Genomic DNA, 24495 nt, shown 5'->3' on the forward strand with positions numbered 1-24495 from the left:
TTTCTTTTTAGTGGTATAATATAATATATAAAGTTAAAAAGGAGGAAGTTATGCAAATCAATACAAACAATATATTAAACAACTTACAATTTAATTTAGCTCAAGTAGCTGATCCTAGCAAAGTAGATAATACAGATTCTGCAGATAAAATATTACACGATTCTATTAGTAGTGATATGAATTCTACAAAAGCAGAACTTATGAATTATAACGATGCAATTGGATATATGCAAGTTGCAGATGGGGTTTTACAGGGTGTCTCACAGCAAACAGATGTTTTAAATAAACTTGATGTTGCTACTCATAATGATGCTTTAAATAGTGATCAAAAAAGTATGTTACAAGATCAAATGCAACAAATAACAAAAGGAATTTCTGATACACTTTCAAACACTACTTACAATGGAATTAATGTTTTTAATAATTCATTTAAGTTAGGTGATGAAGATGTAAGCTTGCAAGTCAAAAGTGATAGTTTAGATATAAATAATCCAAAATCAATTAATGATTTTCAAAATTATATAAATCATACAAGAAGTGATATAGCGTCATTTTCATCATCTGCAAGTGCAAAAGCAAATGAATTAACCACTAAATTTGTAAATGAAGCTAACTCAAAAGCTGGGATGGAGCCAGATATTGCAAATAATGTGAATAATATTAAAAAAGATAATTTACAATTAAAGGCATCTACTTTTGCAGCTGCTCATAACACAGATTTATTAGCCCAACAGATGAAAACTTTATTAGGATAAAGTGGCCTTGACCTTAAATACTCTCAACAAGAGAGTAAATTTCTTAACACTACAAAAAGCTAAAAAAGGGAGCGCAAGCGCCCTTTGGTTTTGAAGCACACTTTTTTGAACGCTTTTTTTCGTTAAAATTTACAATTGTTTCGTTTTATTTAGTCAATTTTAGAATAAAATAATGATATTAGTTTAGAAACTGAATATCCGCTTTTGCTTTTAATTTAGATAATAAGTCTTGTATTGCTTTTTGGTTTTCTTTATTTGAAAGTTGTTCAAAAATAATAGAAGCTGCTGATTCAAAAGGTAGCGTAACATTTCCCTCTTTTTTTGTTACATAAAATAGTGAAAATTGGTTTTTACTTATAGGAGCTATTTTAGAAAAAGAATTTGTTTTAACTTTACTTAAAAATTGCATAAGTTTTGGATTAGTTTGATTGTATTCAAAATTCATTTCTTTTATTTCTACATTTGATGAATTTAAAAGTGGATTTTCTTTTACTTGTTTTAAAGTATCTGGATTGTTTGATGAATAAATTGTTGCATCTATTTTTTGTGCTACTATAAATTCATCTTTGTGAGAATTATAATAGTTTTGAACATCATTTTTTGTAATATTTTTATTATAATAATTCAAAAGTTTAGTTATTTCTAATTGTTTTTTAATTTTTTCTTTTAAGGTTTTAAGCTCACCTTTTTTAATCAAAAGTGTTTTAAAATCAAATAAGCTCATATTATTTTGTTTTGCAATTTCTTCCATTTTGTTTTCTACATCAAAGTTATCTACATAAATTCCCTTTTCTTTTATGGCTGATTTTACAAGAGCATCATTTATAAGTGTTTCAATAGCAATGTTTTGATTTTTTGTTTTTTCAGTCATTTTTTGTATGTCATAAGCTGTAATTGGAATATTATTTACAACTATTGCAATTTTATCTATAACTTTTGCATTTAGTGAGAAAAATAACAATAAAAGTGTTAAGACTATTTTCATTTTAATCCTTTGAATTTTTTATAGTATAATATCAAAAAAGTTTGATTTTATAAAGGATAAATATGACAATTACAAGATTTGCGCCATCTCCTACGGGATATTTACATATTGGAGGACTTAGAACAGCACTTTTCAACTATTTATGGTCAAGAAAAAATGAAGGAAAATTTAGGCTTAGAATAGAAGATACTGATTTGGCAAGAAACAAAGAAGAAGCAACAACAGCGATTTTGGAAGCTTTTAAATGGGTTGGAATGAATTGGGATGATGAAGTTGTGTATCAATCTGATAGATTTGATGTTTACAAAGAGTATGTTAAAATTTTACTTGAAAAAGATTTAGCATACAAATGTTATTTAACTCCAGAAGAGTTAAAAGAGTATCGAGAAGCCGTTCAATCAGGCAAAGTTGCACCATTTGACATAAGAAAATATAGAGATTTCAAAGGTGAACTTGATAAAGATTTCGTTATTAGATTTAAAGCACCAATGTCCGGAAGTGTAACACTTGATGACGGTGTAAAAGGGAAAGTTACTGTAGATATTAAACCAGCAGATGATTTTGTAATTGCTAGAAGTAGTGGAGTCCCAACTTATAATTTTGTTGTGGTTATTGATGACCACGAAATGAAAATGACAGAAATTATTAGAGGTGATGACCATTTGAATAACACTTTTAAACAAATATTAATTTATCAAGCATTTGGTTGGGAAGTGCCTAAATTTTATCATGTTCCTATGATAAATAATGAAAAAGGTAGAAAACTTTCAAAAAGAGATGGTGCGGTTGATGTAATGGATTACAAAAGAGAAGGATTTTTACCAGAAGCATTGCTTAATTTTTTAATTAGACTTGGATGGAGTCATGGAGATCAAGAAATTTTTAGTATGGACGAAATGATAAAACTTTTTGACCCAAAAGATATAAATAAATCAGCGAGTAGTTACAATTTAGATAAACTTTTATGGCTTAATCAACATTACATTAAAAATAAATCAAACAAAGAAGTTGCAAAACTTTTAAAAGAAGATTTTGGAGTTGATGTTGAGAATCACGATAAATTAGAAATTTTATTAGATGATGTAAAAGATAGAGCTAAAACTTTAAAAGAGATGGCTGAAATCATTCAAAATATTATGAGCGTTCCTACTGAATATAATCCAAAAGCAGTTAAGAAATTTATAAAAGATGGTGTTAAAGAAAATTTAGCAAAATTTATAGAATTTATAAAAGATAAAGAACTTCATTTACCATCAGATTGGCACGATGTTTTGATGGAAGAATTTATTCCACAAAATGAGCTTAAACCAAAAGATATTATGCCACCTCTTAGAATTTGTGTGAATGGTGATACGAAAGGAATTGATTTATCTAATTTACTGACAATTTTAGGAAAAGATGAAGTAATTAAAAGAATTCAGAAGTTTGTAAGTGAATAATAAATGGAAGTTTTTAAGGTTTACACAAACCTTGAAGCGCTTCTTTAAAATTATTGCTAATGAAAATTAAAGATGTAAGTTTATTATTAGCTTTTAATGTTTTCTAAATTAACGGGTAAGATAGCCAATAAGGCGCTGTTTTACTGCTACTCTGATTTGTTAAGTTTTTAACCAACTACTGAGGTAAATCCCTTGTCTCCAATTTCTAATATATTATCAAAAAATATTTCACTTATTATACTTTGAGGATAATTATAATCTCTACTGTAACCTTTTACTTCCCAGTTTTCAGCTTTGGCTTTTTCACAACTTCGTAAAATTCCACCTGCTATTGTATTAACTGCATGTTTTTTTGAAATCTTATCTTTTTGATAAAATGCAGCTGCATTTTTAACTGTTCTCCAAATAAAATTAAAATTTTGCGATGTTGAAAAGTGCTTTAATGATTCTTTGAGTGCAGAAATAGTTTTATCACCAATATAATCTATAGGTAAATTATATTCTTCCATTTTAGCATATAAAAATTCTAAACATTCAGATAGAGCTATTTCTGACCATAATTCAATTTTTAATTCACTATCAATATCTTCAATAATATTTAAATGTAACAAATTTTGAATATTCTCCTCGTAGTCTTCCAAATCTATATTCAATTTAAAGGTAACATTCATAGGGTAATAACTAACAATTTCTTCATCTTCAACAATGATACTATCTAGTGCAGTATTTGGTGAAAATAAGATAAATTGCTTTTCTCTTAAATCAGATATTAAATTCATTTTATATTTTTGTGTTGGGGCAAGTTTTAACTTTATACTTGAAATAGGGTTAATATATTCTAAGTCTTCAGATAAGCTGGTTCTTAGTAAAGCACTTATATATAGTTTATCTTTAATTGTTAAAATATCTAAATCTATAGGTTTTTTACTTTCATCAATATATGTTGCTAGTATGATTTCTATTTTCTTATTATTTAATAATTTTTCTTCCTGTAACTGTATTTCTTGTAATATTTGTTTATTTTTTTTACAATTTAAACAATCACAAAAATTTACATTATGTTTATGTGAGCATTTTTTACAAAATATTTCTTCTTTGTGCCAATTATATGTTGATTTACTTTCTCTGTATGAAAACATAGGAATATTACAAAAAGGACATAGTGTATTTTTATGTTCTTTAAGAGGAAATGTTTTTGATAATAATGAATTTCTAATATCAATATTGTATTCTTCTATTAATAAATTATTTTTTTCATTGTTATAATATCTTTTCATCAACTCTTGAATTTGTTCTGTTGTTAAATGAGATAATTTATATTGATAAATATTTTTCAATATTAAACCTTTATATTGTATATGTTTAAAAATGAACATAACGGTTGACTTGAGAAATAAATACCTTTTTATTTTAGTAGTTTATCTACTCTCGTAAACTTTTTTACAAGTATATCATAATAGCTATAAAAAATTCCCAAAGGTATTTATTTTTCTCCAAAGTTTTGTATAACTACTTTTTTCCTATTTTTAGGGATTTTAATTTATCATTTTATTTAAAGAAGTTATATTTTTTAGAATGTTGTTTAATTGATAAATATAAATTTATCCTAAAACTAAAGAAGGCACTTTATAAGCTGAATTTTTCGTAGTAATTAGAACAGAAAAAATATTTTACTTTAAATACAATTAAATAAATAAGTAGCACCTTGTTTCAATAATTGAGCATAAAAATATGATATAAATCAGTATAATATAGTATAAATCACATCCATCTATATAATTGATTTCTTTATTAATTTGTAAGTAACTCTAATTTTGATTTTAAGTATGAAGTTTTTCCCAAAAGGGAAAAAGAATTATAGAGCCGCTTTTGCTGCTTCTACGATTTTAGCAAATGTTTCAGGATTGTTCATTGCTAAGTCTGCAAGAATTTTTCTATCTAATTCGATATTTGCTTTTTTAAGCCCATTTATAAATTTTGAATAATTAATTCCATTTAATCTACATCCAGCATTAATTCTTACGATAAATAAGCTTCTAAAATTTCTTTTATTTTGTTTTCTATCTCTGAAAGCATATACTAAACTTCTTTCGATTTGTTCTTTTGCTTTTCTAAAATGTTTTCTTCTACCTGAGTAGAATCCTTTTGCCATTTTTAATATTTTTTTATGTCTATTTCTTCTAACTGTACCAGTTCTTACTCTCATTTTGTTTTCCTTTACCTGTTGATTTTATCTAAGGTGTGACTTTGTCAACTTGACCTTAATGAATTTGTGTTTAAGGTGAAAACTTTTAAAAAATTATTTTCCTAAAAGTTCTCTAACTTGTTTCATGTTCGCTGCACATACATGTTTTGGACTTCTTTGTCTTCTTGAAGTTTTTGGGTCTTGTTTTGTTAGGATATGGCTTCTAAAAGCTGTTCCTCTTTTAATTTTACCGCTTTTTTTAAGTTTAAATCTTTTAGCGGCACCTCTGTTAGTTTTCATTTTAGGCATATCAGAGCTCCTTGTTTAAAATTGAATAGGTATTATAACATAAATTTTTGAGTTTCAGTAAATTTTAACTAATTTAGTATTTTATTATTGAGAACTTATTTATTATTAAATTTATTTTCAATATACCATCTAAAGAAAATTTAGTTATATAGACTAAACTTTCTTTAATTTTTTATAAAAACTCTTGACAAATTAAAAAAAATGTTTTATAATTCTGTCACTTAAATCAAGTAATTGACAAAAACTTAAAAAATAAATAAAAGGAGACTCAAATGACATTTAAACCATTAGGATTAAGAGTGTTGGTAGAAAGAGTTGAAGAAGAAAACAAAACAGCATCTGGTATCATTATTCCAGATAATGCAAAAGAAAAACCTTTAATGGCAAAAGTAATTGCAGTAAGCAAAGAAGTTAAAGGGGATGAATATAATTCAATCAAAAAAAATGATACAGTTGTATTCGCAAAATATGCAGGAAGTGAAATCACATTAGATGGTAAAGAGTATTTAGTATTAAATACTGATGATATTTTAGGAATTATAGCTTAATAAGGAGGCAAATTATGGCAAAAGAAATTAAATATAGCAATATAGCAAGAGGTGAACTTTTAGAAGGTGTTAATAAATTAGCGGATGCGGTAAAAGTTACAATGGGACCAAGAGGTAGAAATGTATTACTTCAAAGAAGTTTTGGTGCACCTCATATCACAAAAGATGGTGTCTCAGTAGCAAAAGAGATTGAATTAGCTAATGAAATTGAAAATATGGGTGCCGGACTTGTAAAAGAAGTTGCAAGTAAAACTGCAGATGAAGCAGGGGACGGAACAACAACTGCAACAGTTTTGGCTCAAGCAGTATTCAAAGAAGGTCTTAAAAATGTAACTGCTGGTGCAAATCCAATCGAACTTAAAAGAGGAATGGATAAAGCAATGGTGGCTATTATCGATGAACTTAAAAATATGAGTAAACCTGTGGAAAATAAAGAACAAATCGCACAAGTTGCTACAATTTCTGCAAATTCTGATGAAGTGATTGGTGAATTAATCGCCGAAGCTATGGAAAAAGTAGGAAAAGATGGTGTTATCACTGTTGAAGAAGGAAAATCTTTAACTGATGAACTTGAAGTTGTAGAAGGTATGCAATTTGATAGAGGATATTTATCAGCATATTTTGCAACAAATTCTGAAAAAATGATAGCTGAATTAAGTGATGCTTTCGTATTACTTTATGATAAAAAAATATCAAATATGAAAGAACTTTTACCATTACTTGAAAAAGTAGTTCAAGCTGGAAATAAACCTTTATTAATTATCGCAGAAGATATAGATGGTGAAGCATTGACTACATTAGTTGTAAATAGATTAAGAGGAACAATTAATGTAACGGCTGTAAAAGCTCCTGGATTTGGTGATAGAAGAAAAGCAATGCTTCAAGATATTGCTATTTTAACAGGTGGTACAGTCATTAGTGAAGAGCTTGGAAGAAACTTAGAATCAGCTGAATTAAGTGACTTAGGAAAAGCTGGAAGAATTGTAGTTGACAAAGATAATACTACAATTGTAGATGGTGCAGGAAGTAAAGAAGATATTAAAGCAAAAGTTTCTCAAATTAAAGCTGAAATTGAAAATACTACAAGTGATTACGACAAAGAAAAATTACAAGAAAGACTTGCTAAACTTAGTGGAGGGGTTGCTGTAATTAAAGTCGGAGCAGCTACTGAAACTGAAATGAAAGAGAAAAAAGATAGAGTTGATGATGCTTTGAGTGCTACAAAAGCAGCAGTTGAAGAAGGTAGTGTAATCGGTGGTGGTGCAGCAGTTCTAAAAGCAGCTAATAAAATTGATTTAGATCTTAAAGATGACCAAAAAATCGGTGCTGATATTGTAATTAGAGCAGTAAAAGCTCCAATCAAACAAATTGCCGAAAATGCTGGATTTGATGGTGGAGTAGTTGTTTATAATGTAGAAAACAACGAAAATGAAAACTATGGATTCAATGCAGCTACAGGTGAATATGTAGATATGTTTGAAGCTGGAATTATTGACCCAGCAAAAGTTGAAAGAGTAGCTCTTCAAAATGCAGTTTCTGTATCAAGTTTACTTCTTACAACGGAAGCCACTGTAACTGAAATAAAAGAAGAAAAAGCTTCTGCAATGCCAGATATGGGTGGTATGGGAGGAATGGGTGGAATGCCTGGAATGATGTAATATCATTCCTATTCTCCTTCTTTCTATTATTTTCTTCATTTTTAAAAATTCTTATATTTATTATGTTTACGAATTATAATATTTATGATAGAATACAACTAGCATAAATTTAAATTCGTAAATAAGGAATATAAAATGTTTTTTTCAAAAAAAGGTAACACTATTTCTACTAAACTACAAGAAATAATTGAAAGAGAAGTTAGTGAAAGTAAAATAGATTTATCTTCATTAACGATAGAAGAAAAGTTAGAAAAATTATTTGAAATTAAAAACAGAGAAATTTATTCTTTGAATAGTTTTAAATCCACCTTTCCAATTGCATTTTTTGTTATAAGTCCTAAAAGAGAGATTATTGAACACAATTTAGAATTTGAGAAATTAACAAAATTTAGTACTAATGAAATTAAAGGAACTGGTGGTGGAAAAATTTTGTGGCCAAAGAATCCAAGTGAATGTCAAGTTTGTAAATTAGCACTTAAATATATAAATGAAAAAAAATCAGGAGAGGGGTTTGCAAATATTATTACAAAAGATGGTAAAGAAATTCCTGTTTTAGTAGAAGTGATTCCTATTTTATATAATGGAGAAGTTATAGAAACTTTTATTATGTTAAGAGATAGAACTTCTGAAATAACTGCAAGAAAAGAGTATATGCAAGAACAAATAGTTCCTATTAAAGAAATTTTACAAAAAATAGAAAATGGAGATGTTACACATACTTTATCACTTGATGAAAATAGTGAATTAAAAGAATTAGAACAACCAATTAATACAATTATAAATAAATTAAATGATATAGTTTCAAAAATATTAGAATCTGCAAATAATGTTGTAAATATATCTACTCAGACAAATAAGTCTGTAGAGGAAACAAAACAATGGAATGAAGAAACTTTTCAAGTAAGACAATCTGAACTTACAGATAAAGCAAAAACATTAGAAGGGTCTGTCGCTGAAATAGAAAGTATGGTAAATCTAATAAAAGAGATTTCAGATCAAACAAATCTTTTGGCTTTAAATGCAGCTATTGAAGCAGCAAGGGCAGGGGAACACGGAAGAGGATTTGCAGTAGTTGCAGATGAAGTTAGAAAATTAGCTGAAAGAAGTCAAAAATCAACAACTGAAATTACTGCTACAATTTCTACTATTAAAAATGATACTTCTGATATGGTTTCAAATATAGAAGAAACAGTTAAAGAAAGTGTTACATTAACAAGTAATTTAGATGAAATTGAAGAAAATTTTTCTAACATAGAAAATGATTCTCTTTCACTAAAACAAGAAGCAGAAGTATTTAAAGTCTTAAAATAGAGTTTTAACTCTATTTTGGCTTTATTTAGTTTTTGAACTCCAAACTTTTTTCTATAAATTTTTTAATAACTTTATTTGGACTTTGAAGTCTATTTGTAAATTCTGGATGGAATTGAACAGCTACAAACCAAGGGTGGTCTTTTAATTCAACTGCTTCTATAAGACCTTCTTTGCTTCTTCCTGAAACTATCATTCCAGCTTCTTCTAATCTTTTTTCATAAGCATTATTTGCTTCAAATCTATGTCTATGTCTTTCTATCACTTTGTCAGTTTCATAAGCTTCATAAAGTTTAGTATCAGGTTTTACTAAACATTCATATCCACCAAGTCTCATAGTTCCTCCAAGGGCAGTAGTATGAGTTCTAAGTTGTTTTTGTCCATTTGCATCTATAAAGTTATCAATTAAATATATAACCGGTTCTTTTGTATCAGGATCAAGTTCTTGTGAATTAGCATCTTTTATTCCCAAAACATTTCTTGCGAATTCAATAATTGCTGTTTGCATTCCAAGACAAATCCCAAGATATGGAATTTTATTTACTCTTGCATATTCAATAGCTTGTATTTTTCCCTCAACTCCTCTATGTCCAAATCCACCAGCAACTAAAATCCCATCAACATCGGCAAGTTTTTCAATATTTTGTGGATTTTTTTCTAAATCTTCGCTATCAATCCACTCAATATTTACTCTTGCATCAAGCCAAGCTCCACTATGATTTAGTGCTTCAATTAATGATTTATAACTTTCAGTATGAGTTACATATTTACCGACAAATGCAATAGTTGTTTTTTTTACAGGTTCTACAATTCTTTTAACTAAATCATTCCATTGTTCCATATCTGGTTTTAAATCACCTAAATGAAGTTGTTCACTAATTGGAGTTAAAATATTTTGATCTAAAAAGTTTAAAGGAACTTTGTATATAGTTTTTGCATCTGTTGCTTCTATTACAGAATGATAATCAATATCACAACTTGTTGCTAATTTTCTTTTTAATGATTTTGGAAGGTTCTTTTCGCTTCTACAAATCAACATATGAGGAGTTATACCAATTCTTCTCAGCTCTTGAACAGAGTGTTGAGTTGGTTTTGTTTTCAGCTCACCCGCTGCTTTTATATATGGAATTAATGTAACATGTACAAACATTGCATTTTTGCTTCCAATCTCTTGTTTTATTTGACGAATTGCTTCCATATATGGAAGACCTTCGATATCTCCAACAGTTCCACCAAGTTCAATTAAAACTACATCGTGATTTTCACCAACTTTATAGATTCTTTCTTTGATTTCATTTGTAATATGAGGAATAATTTGAACAGTTTTTCCTAAATAATCACCTTTTCTCTCTTTTTGTATAACTGTTAAATATATCTGACCTGTTGTAAAGTTATTGTTTTTAGAAATACTTTTATTCAAAAATCTTTCATAATTTCCTATATCAAGGTCAGTTTCTCCTCCATCTTCTGTTACGAAAACTTCCCCATGTTCAAATGGAGACATAGTTCCAGGATCTACATTTAAATATGGGTCAATTTTTAACATAGTCACATCTATACCTGAGTGTTGAAGTAAAGTTGCAATTGATGCGGAAGTTACACCTTTACCTAATGATGATAAAACACCACCTGTAATAAAAATATATTTAGCCATTAAAATCCTTTAAAAATAATAATATTTGAAATTATAACAAATTAAAATTTAATTATGCTAAAATTCATTATTAAGTAACTATAAATAAAAGGAGAAAAATGAAAATAGTTATAGTTGGTGCTGGAATAGCAGGAAGTATGACTGCTTTGTTTTTAGCAAAACATTATGATGTTACATTAATTCAAGATAAAAAATGGGATAAACCTTGTGGTGGTGGTACAAGAATAGATATTTTTGATAAATTTAATTTAGATAAAAATTTAATAAAAAATGAAATGAATTATGTGAATTTAAAATATCATAACCACACACAAAAAATAAAATTAAATACTAAATTGGTAACTGTTATTAGAGAAGAATTTGATGAAAGTTTAAGACAAAAAGCAGTTGAAAATGGTGCTAAATTAGTATTTGATAAATTTAAAAAAGTTGAAACTCATAAAATTATAACTGAAAATGGAAGTTTTGAATATGATATTTTAATAGGGGCAGATGGAGTGTATTCATCATTAAGAAAAGCCTTGGGTTTGGGAAAAATTCCATCAGTTTTAGCTTTTTATAATAGAATTAATAAAAAAAGTGAAGTATGTGAATTTATATTTGATGAAAATAAAGCAAAAAAAGAGTATTCTTGGATATTTCCTCATGATAAAAAAACACATATAGGAAATATTGATAAAATAGGATTTGTGAAGTTGTGTGAAGAGCTTGGTGTAGATATAAAAATAAAAGGTTATCCTATTCCTAAATGGAATGAAAATATAGTAATTCAAAAAAATAATGTTTATTTTGTAGGAGATGCTGCTGGACAGGTTATGCCACTTACATTTGAAGGGATATTTTATTCTATATATTCTGCTAAAGTTTTAGCAAAATCAATTATTTATAATTTAGATTATAAAAAAGAGTGGGAAAAGGTTTTCTTAAAAAAATTTAAATTTATGAAGTTTTTAGAAAAAATGAATAATACTCCATTTAGAAAAATTTTGATGCAAGCTCAAAAATTATCTTTTATAAATAAATGGAGTGTAAATTTTTGGCAAAAAGAAAAAATAAATTAAATAACTCCTTGTTTTATTATTGCATTTGCTACTTTTGCAAAGCCTTTTATATTAGCACCTATTACTAAGGTATCTTCATATCCATATTCTTTAGCAGTAAAAGCGATATCAATATAAATTTTTTTCATTTCTTCTTTTAGTTTTTCATCTATTTTTTCAAAACTTAATGGCTCAAATGTTGCATTTTGATTCATTTCATACACACTTGTTACAACTCCACCAGCATTTACAGCTTTACTTGGTGCGAATTTTACTCCATTTTCTTGAAAATATTTTATAGCATCAGGAGTTGAAGGCATATTTGAGCATTCTATTACATATTTTACTTCATTTTTTACTATTATTTTTGCATCATTTATATTTATTTCATTTTCAGTAGCCCCAGGCATTATAATATCTACGGGCATGCTCCATACATCGTTTCTTGTTTTGTGATATTTCTCTTTTGGAGTATAAATAGCATCTTTTCTGTCTTCTATATATTTTTCTAAACTTTGATGATTTTCTTTTTTTATTTGTGTGAGTATTTGTAAATTTATACCATTCTCATCATAAATAAAACCTTTTGAATCACTACAAGTTACAGGAATAGCTTCATATTCATATAATTTTTGTATTACATGATAAGCTACATTTCCAGCGCCACTTACAGCTACTTTTTTACCTTTTAATGTGTCATTATGAGAATTTAACATTTTTTCTGCAAAATAAACAGCACCGTATCCGGTAGCTTGCGATTCTGCAAAAACTTCCTCCAAATTCAAGTCCTTTTCCACTTAAAGCTCCATTAAATGTATTTGTTAGTTTTTTATACGTTCCAAAAAGATATCCTATTTCTCTCTCTCCAACTCCAATATCTCCTGCAGGAATATCTGTTCTATCTCCAATATGTCTAAAAAGTTCACTCATATAACTTTGGCAAAATCTCATAATTTCCATATCACTTTTACCGTGAGGGTCAAAATCAGCTCCACCTTTTCCACCACCAATATTTAATGAAGTTAATGCATTTTTGAAAGTTTGCTCAAATCCTAAAAATTTAAAAGTATCGATTGTTACATCTTTGTGAAATCTTGTTCCACCTTTGTATGGTCCAATTGCAGAGTTGAATTCTATTCTGTAACCTCGATTTACTTGAATATTATTATTGTCATCTACCCAAGGAACTCTAAATATAATTGTTCTCTCAGGTTCTATTATTCTTTCAAGTAAAGATAACTCTTTTAGATGTGGGTTTTGTTCAAGATAAGGTATAACAGAATTTAAAACATCAGTAGTTGATTCTAAAAATTTAGTATTGTAAGGCTCTTTTTGCTTGATTGAATCTAATATTTTATTTACATATTTTTGCATAATAATTCCTTTTAAGAATTATTATAACAAATTATTTAAGCATATCGGCGAACTCTTTAAATAAATATTTACTATCTCTTGGTCCTGGACTTGCTTCTGGATGATGTTGAACTGAAAATATTGGTTCATTTTTATATTTAACACCTTCAATAGTTCCATCAAATAAGTTTATATGAGTAACTTCTGTAATATCTCTAATATCTTCTGGCACATTATAATTATGATTTTGTGCTGTAATTTCAATGGCTTCTTTTTTAACTGGATGATTTCCACCATGATGACCAAATTTTAGTTTATAAGTATCATATCCGTGAGCAATACTTAAAAGTTGATGACCAAGACAGATTCCAAACATTGGAATTTTTGCTTGGATTAGTTTTTGAATATTTTCTTTTATTTCTGTGAGAACTAGGGGGTCTCCTGGACCATTTGATAAAAATACTCCAACAATTTCTTCATTTTGATATTTGTCAATTAATTGTTGTACTGGAGTATTTGCCGGATAAACTTCACATTCAAGACCAGCTTGGGTAAGTTCATTTAAAATATTTCTTTTTACCCCAAAATCATAAACTGCTATTTTTTTAGATGTATTTTTAGCATTATATGAAAGAGTTATATCATTCCATGCACCTTGGCTGTGAATATAAACTTTATCAGTAGTAACTTCATCAATATAATTAATTTCACTAATTTTTTTAGAATTTTTTAATATTTTTTCTAATTCTTCTTTATCGTGGATTTCACTTGATGCAACCATCATTTGAGAACCTTCGCCTCTTATGAGTTTTGTTAAATATCTTGTATCAATATCACTAATTCCCAAAATATTTTTTTCTTTTAAAAATTCATCAAGAGATGTTTCTCCTCTGAAATTTGAGTAATTGTGATTGTAATTTCTAACGATAATTCCTTTTAAAAAGGCATCTTTACTTTCCATATCATCACTATTTACTCCTACATTTCCAATCTCACTTGCAGTAAAAACTACAAATTGCCCAGCATAACTTGGGTCAGTTATAATTTCTTGATAACCAGTCATAGAAGTATTGAATACTATTTCACCTACTTGTGTTCCAGTTGCACCAAATCCTTTTGCTTTTAGAAATATGCCATTTTCAAGTAAGATTGAAATTATCATAGCATTCCCCTTTTTTTTAACTCTTGTTCATAAAGTGAATGAAATACTAATTCCCATTCTTCACTTCCAGCGATTAATTCTTTTTTGTAGTTTCTTAGTTTATCATATACAATATCTTCAATTTGTCGTTTTTCTTTTATAAATACATCCATTGAATCAAAAACTATATTTTTCATTTTACCATCATTGATTTCATAATCAATAAGCTCTGCATTCCATAAGTCTTCTACTATTTTGTGAGCTAAATTATTTAATCTATCAGTTTTATTTAAAATAAATTCATCTTCTTTGGCTAATTTTCTTTTCATCATTCCAAAAAGTTCTTTTCTGTCAACATCATAAAACATAAATTCGTTTTCTTCTTCTTGTTCTGCAATTATTTCTTTGATTTCGTCTTCAAGATCTCTTTCTTGTGCTATGTTTTCCATAAGGATTTCTTCAACCATAGCTTTTGATTTGTCAAGACCATGATTAAATGTTACAAATCCTGAATTTAGCAAATCTATTACAGCTTTATTGGCAATATATGGAACTTGTGTTTCTTTGATAAGCATAAAAAATCCTTTATTTTATTAAGTAAGTGTTTAGACACCAAATGTTTGTGAAATTTTACAATAATTTTACCTAAAAAGAAATAAAACTATCTATTTTATCCACCTGTTTCATAAAAAGCTCTATCGCTTACTTCATTTTTCCAATCATTTTTTTCCGGTTTTTCTCTAACAACTTGTTCTAAAACTTTAGCAGCACTTTTTATATCACCTTTTTTAACAGCTTCTCTAATTTGATAACTTTCATTAAAAAAGAGACATGGGATTAAATATCCTTCTGCTGTAAGTCTGATTCTGTTGCAGTTTTTACAAAAACTATCATCATGAGGAGAAATTAGTCCAAAAACATATCCATCTTCATCTTTATAATAAACAGCAGGTGAATTGTCTCTTTCTAATTTTGTAAAAGTGTGAGTTTTTTCTAAAAATTTTAAAACCTCATCACTTGGCACACCTTTTAAATGACTATCAGCTGTATTATTTTCCATATATTCTATAAATCTAATAGGTATATTTTTATTTTTGGCATATTCATATAAATCTAAAATTTCATTATCATTTATATCCTTTAAAACAACACTATTTAATTTTACTTTTAACCCGGCTTTCCCAGCTTCTTCAATTCCTTCAATTACATTATTAAAAACATCTTTTTGAGTAATTCTTTGACAAATTTCTTTTTTAAGTGAATCAAGTGAAATATTTACTCTTTTAAGTCCTGCATCTTTTAAAAGTTTTGCTGTGTTTTTTAAAAAATATCCATTAGTTGTAAGGGCTAAATCAATCTCAGGAGCATAATCTGAAATCATTTTGATAAATTTATCTAAATCTTTTCTGATTAATGGTTCTCCTCCAGTTAGTCTTATTTTTTTAATTCCATTATCAATAGCTACTTTTAAAAACTCAAACATTTCTTCATAAGAGAGTAAATTTTCCTTTGGTTCCCAGTCAAATGGAGTATTTGGCATACAATATAGACATCTGAAATTACATCTACTTGTAACTGATACTCTTATATAATCTATTTTCCTATTAAAACTATCTATTAGCAAATTCGTCCTTTTTTGGATATTATAACAAAAAAAAGGTTATAAAAGTGTATAGTTTTAAAAAAATTATAAAAGAGATAAAAAAATATAAAAAAGAGTTTATAACTGCTCAAATTATTGCAATTATTGCAGTAGTGGTTTCTATTCCGATTCCAATGATGATGCCTTTACTTATTGATGAGGTATTACTCCATAAACCTGGGAGATGGGTAGAACTTGTTTCTTCAATTATGGGAAATTGTTCGGCATTTTGTTATGTGATATTTACATTGATTATAGTTATTATTTTAAGAAGTCTGTTTATTATTCTTAATGTGATGCAGGCATACTTTTTTGAAAAAATAACAAAAGATATTACTTATAAAATAAGAATTAGAGTGTTAGACCATTTAAAAAGATTATCAATTAATGAATATGAAAATCTAAAAACAGGTGATATTGCAAGTAGGCTCATAAGTGATGTGAATACTGTAGAAGATTTTTTGATTAAATTAGTCTCAAAGTTTGTTATTTCTATTTTGACACTTTTGGCAGTGGGAATTGTATTGCTTTTGATAAATGTAAAACTAGGGCTTTTTATTATGCTTTTAAATCCATTTGTTGTAGTTTTGTCTGGGAAAATTGCTCAAAAAGTAAAAAATTATAAAAAAGCTCAAAATAAGTCAATTGGAATTTTTCAAAGTGCATTAATTGAGACATTAGAACTTTTTGAACAAATAAAAGCATACAATAAAGAAAATTATTTTTTTAAAAAGCTATTTATACTTTCAGATGAATTAAAACAAAAATCATTTAATTTTAGTTATAAAAGTGAACTATTTTCAAAACTTAGCTTTTTGATATTTTTGATTGGTTTTGAAATATTTAGAGCAGCTGGGATTTTGGCAGTTGCTTATGATAATTTAAGTATTGGATTGATGCTTGGAGTTTATGGATATTTATGGTTTATGATGACTCCTATTCAAGAAATTATCACTATTCAATATAGTTATTTTTCAGCAAAAGCAGCACTTGATAGAATAAATGAAGTTTTAGATATGCAAAAAGAGCCACTTTTTGAGCATCAAAAATTACCATTTGAAAAAGATACAAAAATCGAAGTAAAAAATCTATCTTTTAAATATAACACAAGTGATTGGATTGTCAAAAATGTAAATGCTGTAATCTATCCAAATAAAATCACAGCATTAATTGGTGCAAGTGGAGGAGGAAAAACTACATTTGCCAAGTTAATCTCAGGGTTTTTTGTGCCAAATAGTGGAGATATTTTATATAATGACATTTCTTACAAAGAAATAGGACTTAATAAAATCAGAGAAAATGTAGCTCTTATTTTGCAAGAAACTAGACTTTTTAATGATACACTAAGATTTAATCTAACACTTGGTAAAAAGTTTAGTGATGAAGAAATTTATGAAGCTTTAAAACAAGCTCAGCTTTACGAAGTAGTGAATAAATTAGATAAAAAATTGGATAGTTTTGTAGGTAAAAACGGAGTAAAATTAAGTGGAGGGCAAAAGCAAAGAGTTGCTATTGCTAGAATGCTTCTGATGAAACCTAAGATTGTGATTTTAGATGAATCAACTTCTGCACTTGATATTGAAACAGAAGAGAAAGTGTTTAAAAATATAGAAAATTTTTTAAAAACAAGAACTTCAATTATAATTGCTCATAGAGTTGAAACTATTTCAAAAGCAGATGATATTTTAATGGTTAAAAAATCGGAGATTATTAGAGTAAAATGATAAAATATAGATAAATTATGGTAAAATACTGTTTTAAAAAAGGATATTCCATGCAACAAGTGAAAAATAGGGTTTTAATCAAATTTTCAGGTGAAGCTTTGGCCAATGAAAACGGATTTGGAATAGATACAAAAATTTTAAAATATTTAGCAGATGAAATTAAATCACTAGAAAGTGCTGGTTTTGAGATTGCTATTGTTATTGGTGGTGGAAATTTCATAAGAGGTGTAAGTGCCGCGCAAGATGGAGTAATCAGAAGAACAAGTGGTGATTATATGGGGATGATGGCAACGGTTATAAATGCAGTTGCTATGCAAGAAGCATTGGAATTTGATGGAATATCTTCAAGAGTTCAAAGTGCTATAAAAATGGAAGAAATTGCTGAAAGCTTTATAGTTAGACGAGCTATTAGACATTTAGAAAAAGGAAGAGTTGTTATTTTTGCAGCAGGAACAGGAAATCCATTTTTCACAACTGATACAGCTGGGGTTCTAAGAGCTAGTGAAATACAAGCTAATTATATAATTAAAGCTACAAAAGTTGATGGAGTTTATGATAAAGACCCGCATAAGTTTGAAGATGCAAAACTTTTAAAAGAGTTAAGCTATGAAGAAGCACTCCAAAAAAATATAAGAGTTATGGATGATACAGCAGTTGCACTTGCTAGAGAAAATGGACTTCCTATTATTGTATGTGATATGTTTAAAAAAGGAAATTTACTTAAAATATTACAACAAGATTTAAATGCAAAATATTCAATAGTAAAATAAGAAATTAAGGAGAAATAATGAGAATAGAACAGGTAAATGCAAAAGCATTAGAAAGAGTTGATTATGACAGATATCTTTTATCAGTAGCAGTATCAGAAAGAGTAAAAGAATTACTTAATGGAGTAAAACCATTAGTAAAAGTAAAAGAAAATACTCAACCTACTGAAATTGCTATTATGGAGATTGCTGAAGGTTTGATACAAGTAAAAGAAGGGTAAAATTAATTGGATAATTTTACTAATTTTATAGATTCCATAAAAGAGATAAAAAGTGTTGAGGAGGCGAAGAATACTCTTTTTGAACTCTCTTCAAACTTTAATAAAGAAAAAATAGAAAAAGCTGTTAACTTTGCCGTGCAAGCTCACAAAAATCAATATAGAAAAAGTGGTGAAGAGTATGTAATTCACCCTATTTTAGTAGCTTCTATTACTTCATTTTTTAGTGATAATGAAGATATGATAATCGCTGCACTTTTACATGATGTAGTAGAGGATACAAAGTATGAATTCAAAGATATTTTATTAAATTTTGGAGCTTGCGTAGCTCATTTGGTAGAAGGTCTTACAAAAATCACAGATATAAGAGCTCACTCATTACTTCCATCAGATATTGTAGATGAAAAACTTACAAAATCAGCCTTAACTTTTAGAAATATGTTGATTTCTTCAATTAAAGATATTAGAGTTTTAGTAATTAAACTTTGTGATAGATTGCATAATATGTTAACTCTTGATGCACTAAGAATTGATAAACAAAAAAGAATATCAGAAGAAACTATGTTAGTTTATGCTCCAATTGCCCATAGATTAGGGATAGCAGCACTTAAAAAATATTTAGAAGATTTAAGTTTTAAATATCTTTTACCAGATGAATATCAAAAAATTGATGAATATATAAAATCACATAAAGAATCATTTATTTTAAAACTTAATGAATTTATAGATACTGTGGAACTTTTACTTAGACAAAATGGGCTTAGAGATTTTGAAATAAAAGGTAGAATAAAACACTATTATTCAATTTATTTAAAAATGCAAAGAAAAGGTATAACCATAGAAGAAGTTTTGGATTTACTTGCTATTAGGATTATTGTAAAAGAGAAGCTTGAATGTTATGAATGTCTTGGGATTATTCATCTTAATTTTAGACCATTAATTTCAAGATTCAAAGATTATATATCGGTTCCAAAAGAGAATGGTTATCAAACACTTCATACAAATGTATTTGCTAAAAATAAAATAATAGAAGTTCAACTTAGAACATTTGATATGCATAAAAATGCTGAATTTGGAATTGCAGCGCATTGGAAATATAAGCTTGATACAGCTATGCCAAATACAAAATGGTTGGATAATTTAATGTATGATGAAAAAGTAGAAGATTTTTATGAACTTGCTAAAAATGACCTTTTTAGTGAGGATATTTTGATTTTTTCACCTAAATTCGATACTTTTACTTTGCCAATAGGTGCAATTGCCCTTGATTTTGCTTATGCGGTGCATACTGATATGGGTGATAATGCAAAAGAAGCTTATATAAATAAAGAAAAAGCTACACTTTTAACTGAGCTAAAAAATGGAGATATTGTTAAAATTATAACTGCAGATAAGCCAATACCAAGGTGTAGTTGGATTGATTCTCTTAAAACTTCAAGAGCTAAATATAATGCAAGACATTTATGTAATCAAAAAATAAAAGAAGTTGAAAAAGATGTTGCTTTAAATATATTAAAAACTATTTTTGATATAGATATTATTAAATTAAAAGCATTTATAAAAGCAAATAGATTATGTAATTCTATATATAAATTATCAGAAGAGAGAAACTTTTTTATAGATGTTGTCAAAAAAATAGAAAAAACTTTAAATAGAAAAAGTTTTGTAGATTTATTTAAAAATCATAAAATAAAAGAGTATAAATTTGATAGAATAAGAGTATTAAGTAATAAACATGTAAATGAGATTGATTTTAGTTTTTGTTGTCATCCTAAAATGGGTGATGAAATAGTTGGATTTTTAGAAAATAAAAAAGTAACGATTCATCATAAATTATGCTCTAGTGCAGTTAATTTAATAAAATCTAATAAAGATATGGTTTTTGTAGAGTGGATAAAAGAGGATCATATAGGTAAATATTTAATTGTTGTAAATTTACAAAACAAAAAAGGTGAACTTGCAAAATTCGCCACAGAACTTGCAAAACTTGGTGTAGAAGTTTTATCTATTGAACTTGGTGTAAATAGTGATTTTTGTAAGGTAGAAGTTGATTTAGATGAGAAAAAACTTGATAAAATTGCAAATAAATTAAAACAACATTATGCCATTGTTGAATTTAGTTCAAAAAAAGATGCATATAATAAAAATAAAAAGTGATTTAAAGGATTAGAATGATAGAAAAAGCTTTAAAAGAGATTAAAAGAGGATGTGTAGAATTAATTGATGAAGAGAGAGTAATTACTTTAATTAAAAATTTTTATGAAAAAGGTAAAACTTTTACAGTAAAAGCAGGATTTGATCCAACTGCGCCAGATTTGCATTTAGGTCATACTGTTTTACTTCAAAAATTAAAAGTTTTTCAAAAATATGGGGCAAAGATCCAATTTTTAATTGGAGATTTTACTGCTCAAATTGGTGATCCAACTGGTAAAAGTGCTACAAGAAAAGTTTTGACTCCCCAAGATGTAGCTAAAAATGCCGAAACTTATAAAGAACAAGTATTTAAAATCTTAGAAAAAGATAAAACAGAAGTGGTATTTAATTCAAAATGGCTTGATGAACTTGGAAGTAGAGGGCTTCTAGCTCTAACAACTACTTTTAATGTAGCAAGAATGCTTGAAAGAGATGATTTTGAAAAAAGATATAAAACAAATCAACCAATAGCAATTAGTGAATTTATTTATCCATTACTTCAAGGTTATGATAGTGTGGCACTAAAAAGTGATATTGAAATTGGTGGAACTGATCAAAAATTTAACTTATTAATGGGAAGAAGTTTACAAAGAACTTATAATGTTGGAAAAGAACAAGCTGTTATGATGATGCCTCTTTTAGTCGGACTTGATGGTGTTAATAAAATGAGTAAATCATTAGGTAATTACATAGGAATTACAGAAAATCCAAATACTATTTTTGCAAAAGTATTATCTATTTCAGACGCGCTTATGTGGAATTGGTATGAACTGCTTAGTGATAAAAGTTTAGAAGAGATTGAAGAGCTTAAAAAAGATGTAGAAAATGGGAAACTTCACCCTAAAAAAGTGAAAGAAGATTTAGCTAAAGAGATAGTTGATAGATTTTACGGAACAGGTGCAGGAGAAAAAGCTAAAGATGAATTTGATAAGGTTCATAAACAAAATGATATTCCAAGCGATATAGCTGAATTTAAGTTTGAAAAAATAGGATTAATTGATGCACTTTTTGAATCAAAACTTGCTAATACTAAAAGTGAAGCAAGAAGACATATAAAAGGTGGAGCAGTTAAAATAAATGGTGAAAAAATAGATAAATTTGATATAATGCTAGAAAATGGCGAGTATATTTTACAAATTGGAAAAAGAAAATTTGCAAAGGTGATTATATGAAAATAGGAAAGTATGAAATAAAACATCCAATTATTCAAGGTGGAATGGGAGTTGGAATTAGTTGGGATAAGTTAGCTGGAAGTGTAAGTAAAGAAGGTGGACTTGGAGTAATTAGTTCTGTTGGATCAGGGTATTATGAAAATGAAAAATATGTAAATAAAAAAGTAGATAATAGACCTTTTAGTGAAAAAGAGTTTGAAAGTAAAGAGGCTTTGAAAGCTATTTTTGCAAATGCAAGAAAAATATGTGGTGATGCTCCTTTGGCTTGTAATGTTTTATATGCACTTAATGATTATGGAAGAATTGTAACTGATGCCTGCGAAGCAGGGGCAGATATGATAATCACAGGGGCAGGGCTTCCAACAAATATGCCAGAATTTACGAAAGATTATCCAGATGTTGCATTGATTCCAATAGTTTCTACAGCTCGTGCTTTAAATATTATAATAAAAAGATGGGCAAGATATGGGAAAACTCCGGATGCTGTGATAGTTGAAGGGCCATTAAGTGGTGGACATCAAGGTTTTAGTTATGATGAATGCTTAAAAGAAGAAAATCAACTTGAAAATATTGTTTCTCCTGTTGTAGAATTTGCTAAAAAATATAATATTCCTGTAATTGCAGCTGGTGGTATTTGGGATAAAAAAGATATCGATAAATATTTAGAAATGGGTTGTGCTGGTGTACAAATGGGAACAAGATTTATAGGAACATATGAATGCGATGCTCATGATAATTTTAAAGAAATAATTTTAAATTCAAAAAAAGAAGATATTCAGCTTTTTAAATCACCAGTTGGATATCCTGCGCGTGGGGTTAAAACAAATCTTCAATATCTAATAGAAAAACATCAAGCGCCCAAAATTAAATGTATTAGTAATTGTGTTGCACCTTGTCATAGAGGAGAAGAAGCTAAAAAAGTGGGATATTGTATAGCTGATAGATTAAGTGATGCTTACAATGGAAATAAAGAATTAGGACTTTTCTTTACTGGAAGTAATGGTTATAGATTAAATAAATTGGTATCTGTAAAAGAATTAATGGATGAATTAACTGGTAGATGAGGTTTTTAATCATTATATTTTTTATTACAACCCTTTTTGGTTGTAATACTTCATCACTCTCAAAAGCTTATCAAAGTTATACTACTGCTAAACAAAACTATATTCAATCTATTTTAAATAATAATAAAAAACAAAAAATTAGTTCATTAAAAAACATAGTTGAATGTGGAAAATTTTTAGGTTTTAATATTAGTAAGTATAAAAAAGAGTTAATTAAATTAGATCATACAAAAAAGAAAAAATATAATATACATTCTTATAAAAAAGTAATTCAACCTATTAAAAATCCTCTTAAATTAGAATCAAAATATATAAAAGTAATTAGTTTTTATCCTCTGAAAATAAAATTAAATTCTAAAATGCGTGTAAAATATTTAACTTTGATTAAAAATAATAAACATTATAAAATATTTGATATTTATAACGCAAAAGTAAATAAAAAAGTAATTAAAAAAATATCACAAAATATATATTTAATAATAGCACAAAATAATAAGAATAAAGTCAGAGTAGTTTTATATAATAAAAACAGATTTAAAATAAAATATTCTACACAAAATAAGTATTTAAAAGTAAATTTCTTTGATAAACCTATATCCAAATATCGAAAACCTGCTCCTATAAAGAGAATCCCTTTTAGACAAAAAATTATTGTAATTGATCCAGGGCATGGTGGAAAAGATACTGGTGGAATAGGTCTTTATGGTATCAGAGAGAAAAATATTGTATTACCAATAGGACTTGATCTTAAAAATATTCTTGAAAAAAGAGGATATAAAGTTTATATGACAAGAGATAAAGATTATTTTGTAACATTACCAAATAGAACGAAATTTGCTAATCGTCATCATGCAAATTTGTTTATTTCTATTCATTGCAATATAATCAGAGGTGATTCTAAAGTTCATGGTCCAACAACTTATTTTCTTTCTCCTGCAAGAACAGCAAGAGCAAAAAGGGTTGCTAAATATGAAAATAGGGCAATAGGTAATTTACATACAACTAATCAAAAAATAGTATTAAATTTTTTGAATAAAGATAGAATCATTCAATCTGATAAAATGGCTATGGATATTCAAAGAAATGTTGTTTATAATCTTAGAAAATATTATAGAAATGTAGGTGATAGAGGGATTAGACCAGCTCCTTTTTGGGTATTGGTTGGTACTCAAATGCCTGCAATTTTAATAGAAACAGGGTTTTTAACAAATAAAAAAGAAGCATTAAGATTAAATAATAGTTTATATAGGAAAAGACTTGCAAAAGGCATAGCTAATGGAATTAATAGTTATTTTATGAAAAATAGATAACTAAACAAAATGTGTATTTTTTACACACTC

General features: G+C 27.5%; 20 protein-coding genes and 3 pseudogenes. 14 read left to right on the forward strand and 9 right to left on the reverse strand.

The annotated features are described in order from the left end of the window. Positions 1 to 50 precede the first annotated feature (50 nt). Positions 51 to 755, forward strand: a complete 705-nt coding sequence (locus ACZ5OA_RS01735) for a flagellin N-terminal helical domain-containing protein (RefSeq protein ID WP_464907805.1) — start codon at positions 51 to 53, stop codon at positions 753 to 755. Between the two features lie 178 nt (positions 756 to 933). On the opposite strand, the gene ACZ5OA_RS01740 is transcribed toward ACZ5OA_RS01735, so the two are convergent. After that, positions 934 to 1740 (reverse strand): peptidylprolyl isomerase, encoded by an 807-nt coding sequence (locus ACZ5OA_RS01740; RefSeq protein WP_464907806.1) that lies wholly within the window; start codon positions 1738 to 1740, stop codon positions 934 to 936. Positions 1741 to 1802: 62 nt separating this feature from the next. On the opposite strand from ACZ5OA_RS01740, the gene gltX reads away from it, so the two are divergent. Beyond that, a complete protein-coding gene (gene gltX, locus ACZ5OA_RS01745; protein ID WP_464907807.1) occupies positions 1803 to 3179 on the forward strand; it encodes a glutamate--tRNA ligase in 1377 nt (458 codons plus the stop codon). Positions 3180 to 3346: 167 nt separating this feature from the next. On the opposite strand, the gene ACZ5OA_RS01750 is transcribed toward gltX, so the two are convergent. The 3 genes from ACZ5OA_RS01750 to rpmI form a co-directional block, all read right to left on the reverse strand. After that, positions 3347 to 4516 (reverse strand): hypothetical protein, encoded by a 1170-nt coding sequence (locus ACZ5OA_RS01750; protein ID WP_464907808.1) that lies wholly within the window; start codon positions 4514 to 4516, stop codon positions 3347 to 3349. A gap of 518 nt (positions 4517 to 5034) precedes the next feature. Further along, complete coding sequence (gene rplT / locus ACZ5OA_RS01755; protein ID WP_464907809.1) at positions 5035 to 5385, reverse strand: 50S ribosomal protein L20; 351 nt, start codon at positions 5383 to 5385, stop codon at positions 5035 to 5037. A 93-nt stretch (positions 5386 to 5478) separates the two neighbouring features. Further along, positions 5479 to 5673: a 50S ribosomal protein L35 gene (gene rpmI, locus ACZ5OA_RS01760; RefSeq protein ID WP_464907810.1), complete on the reverse strand. Its 195-nt coding sequence runs from the start codon at positions 5671 to 5673 to the stop codon at positions 5479 to 5481. A gap of 272 nt (positions 5674 to 5945) precedes the next feature. On the opposite strand from rpmI, the gene groES reads away from it, so the two are divergent. From groES to ACZ5OA_RS01780, 4 genes and pseudogenes are all read left to right on the forward strand, one after another. Further along, entirely contained in the window at positions 5946 to 6221 is a 276-nt protein-coding gene (gene groES, locus ACZ5OA_RS01765; RefSeq protein WP_464907811.1) for a co-chaperone GroES, read from the forward strand. 14 nt (positions 6222 to 6235) lie between these two features. Continuing rightward, positions 6236 to 7879, forward strand: a complete 1644-nt coding sequence (gene groL, locus ACZ5OA_RS01770; protein WP_464907812.1) for a chaperonin GroEL — start codon at positions 6236 to 6238, stop codon at positions 7877 to 7879. 135 nt (positions 7880 to 8014) lie between these two features. Beyond that, a pseudogene (locus tag ACZ5OA_RS01775) lies at positions 8015 to 8515 on the forward strand (PAS domain-containing protein); the annotation flags it as partial. A 285-nt stretch (positions 8516 to 8800) separates the two neighbouring features. Further along, positions 8801 to 9190: pseudogene (locus ACZ5OA_RS01780) on the forward strand (methyl-accepting chemotaxis protein); the annotation flags it as partial. A 25-nt stretch (positions 9191 to 9215) separates the two neighbouring features. Here the strand turns inward: ACZ5OA_RS01780 and ACZ5OA_RS01785 are convergent. Continuing rightward, positions 9216 to 10841 (reverse strand): CTP synthase, encoded by a 1626-nt coding sequence (locus ACZ5OA_RS01785; RefSeq protein ID WP_464907813.1) that lies wholly within the window; start codon positions 10839 to 10841, stop codon positions 9216 to 9218. Between the two features lie 98 nt (positions 10842 to 10939). Between ACZ5OA_RS01785 and ACZ5OA_RS01790 the strand changes: the two genes are divergently transcribed. Continuing rightward, on the forward strand, positions 10940 to 11902 hold the full coding sequence (locus ACZ5OA_RS01790; RefSeq protein ID WP_464907814.1) for an FAD-dependent monooxygenase: 963 nt from the start codon (positions 10940 to 10942) through the stop codon (positions 11900 to 11902). Here ACZ5OA_RS01790 and gdhA read toward each other — a convergent pair. From gdhA to moaA, 4 genes and pseudogenes are all read right to left on the reverse strand, one after another. Further along, positions 11899 to 13255: pseudogene (gene gdhA, locus ACZ5OA_RS01795) on the reverse strand (NADP-specific glutamate dehydrogenase). The gene ACZ5OA_RS01790 and the pseudogene gdhA sit on opposite strands and share 4 nt — an antisense overlap. Before the next feature lie 31 nt (positions 13256 to 13286). Further along, positions 13287 to 14396, reverse strand: a complete 1110-nt coding sequence (carA, locus tag ACZ5OA_RS01800; protein WP_464907815.1) for a glutamine-hydrolyzing carbamoyl-phosphate synthase small subunit — start codon at positions 14394 to 14396, stop codon at positions 13287 to 13289. Then, complete coding sequence (locus ACZ5OA_RS01805; RefSeq protein WP_464907816.1) at positions 14393 to 14950, reverse strand: DUF507 family protein; 558 nt, start codon at positions 14948 to 14950, stop codon at positions 14393 to 14395. Before ACZ5OA_RS01805 ends, carA begins: the two co-directional genes overlap by 4 nt. Positions 14951 to 15045: 95 nt before the next feature. Further along, a complete protein-coding gene (moaA, locus tag ACZ5OA_RS01810; protein WP_464907817.1) occupies positions 15046 to 15999 on the reverse strand; it encodes a GTP 3',8-cyclase MoaA in 954 nt (317 codons plus the stop codon). Positions 16000 to 16043: 44 nt separating this feature from the next. Between moaA and ACZ5OA_RS01815 the strand changes: the two genes are divergently transcribed. The 7 genes from ACZ5OA_RS01815 to ACZ5OA_RS01845 are packed head-to-tail and all read left to right on the forward strand — an operon-like array spanning position 16044 to position 24465. Then, a complete protein-coding gene (locus ACZ5OA_RS01815; RefSeq protein WP_464907818.1) occupies positions 16044 to 17741 on the forward strand; it encodes an ABC transporter ATP-binding protein in 1698 nt (565 codons plus the stop codon). A 50-nt stretch (positions 17742 to 17791) separates the two neighbouring features. Continuing rightward, on the forward strand, positions 17792 to 18511 hold the full coding sequence (gene pyrH / locus ACZ5OA_RS01820) for a UMP kinase (protein WP_464907819.1): 720 nt from the start codon (positions 17792 to 17794) through the stop codon (positions 18509 to 18511). 17 nt (positions 18512 to 18528) lie between these two features. Beyond that, the gene (locus ACZ5OA_RS01825; RefSeq protein ID WP_464907820.1) at positions 18529 to 18729 is read left to right on the forward strand and encodes a DNA-directed RNA polymerase subunit omega; all 201 of its coding nucleotides are present in this window, start codon (positions 18529 to 18531) and stop codon (positions 18727 to 18729) included. A 6-nt stretch (positions 18730 to 18735) separates the two neighbouring features. After that, complete coding sequence (locus ACZ5OA_RS01830) at positions 18736 to 20883, forward strand: RelA/SpoT family protein (protein ID WP_464907821.1); 2148 nt, start codon at positions 18736 to 18738, stop codon at positions 20881 to 20883. Between the two features lie 14 nt (positions 20884 to 20897). Further along, complete coding sequence (gene tyrS, locus ACZ5OA_RS01835) at positions 20898 to 22091, forward strand: tyrosine--tRNA ligase (protein ID WP_464907822.1); 1194 nt, start codon at positions 20898 to 20900, stop codon at positions 22089 to 22091. Continuing rightward, complete coding sequence (locus ACZ5OA_RS01840; RefSeq protein ID WP_464907823.1) at positions 22088 to 23155, forward strand: nitronate monooxygenase; 1068 nt, start codon at positions 22088 to 22090, stop codon at positions 23153 to 23155. Before tyrS ends, ACZ5OA_RS01840 begins: the two co-directional genes overlap by 4 nt. Further along, a complete protein-coding gene (locus ACZ5OA_RS01845; protein ID WP_464907824.1) occupies positions 23152 to 24465 on the forward strand; it encodes an N-acetylmuramoyl-L-alanine amidase family protein in 1314 nt (437 codons plus the stop codon). Before ACZ5OA_RS01840 ends, ACZ5OA_RS01845 begins: the two co-directional genes overlap by 4 nt. The last annotated feature ends 30 nt before the right edge of the window (positions 24466 to 24495 follow it).

This window comes from Thioreductor micantisoli (genome assembly GCF_055392745.1).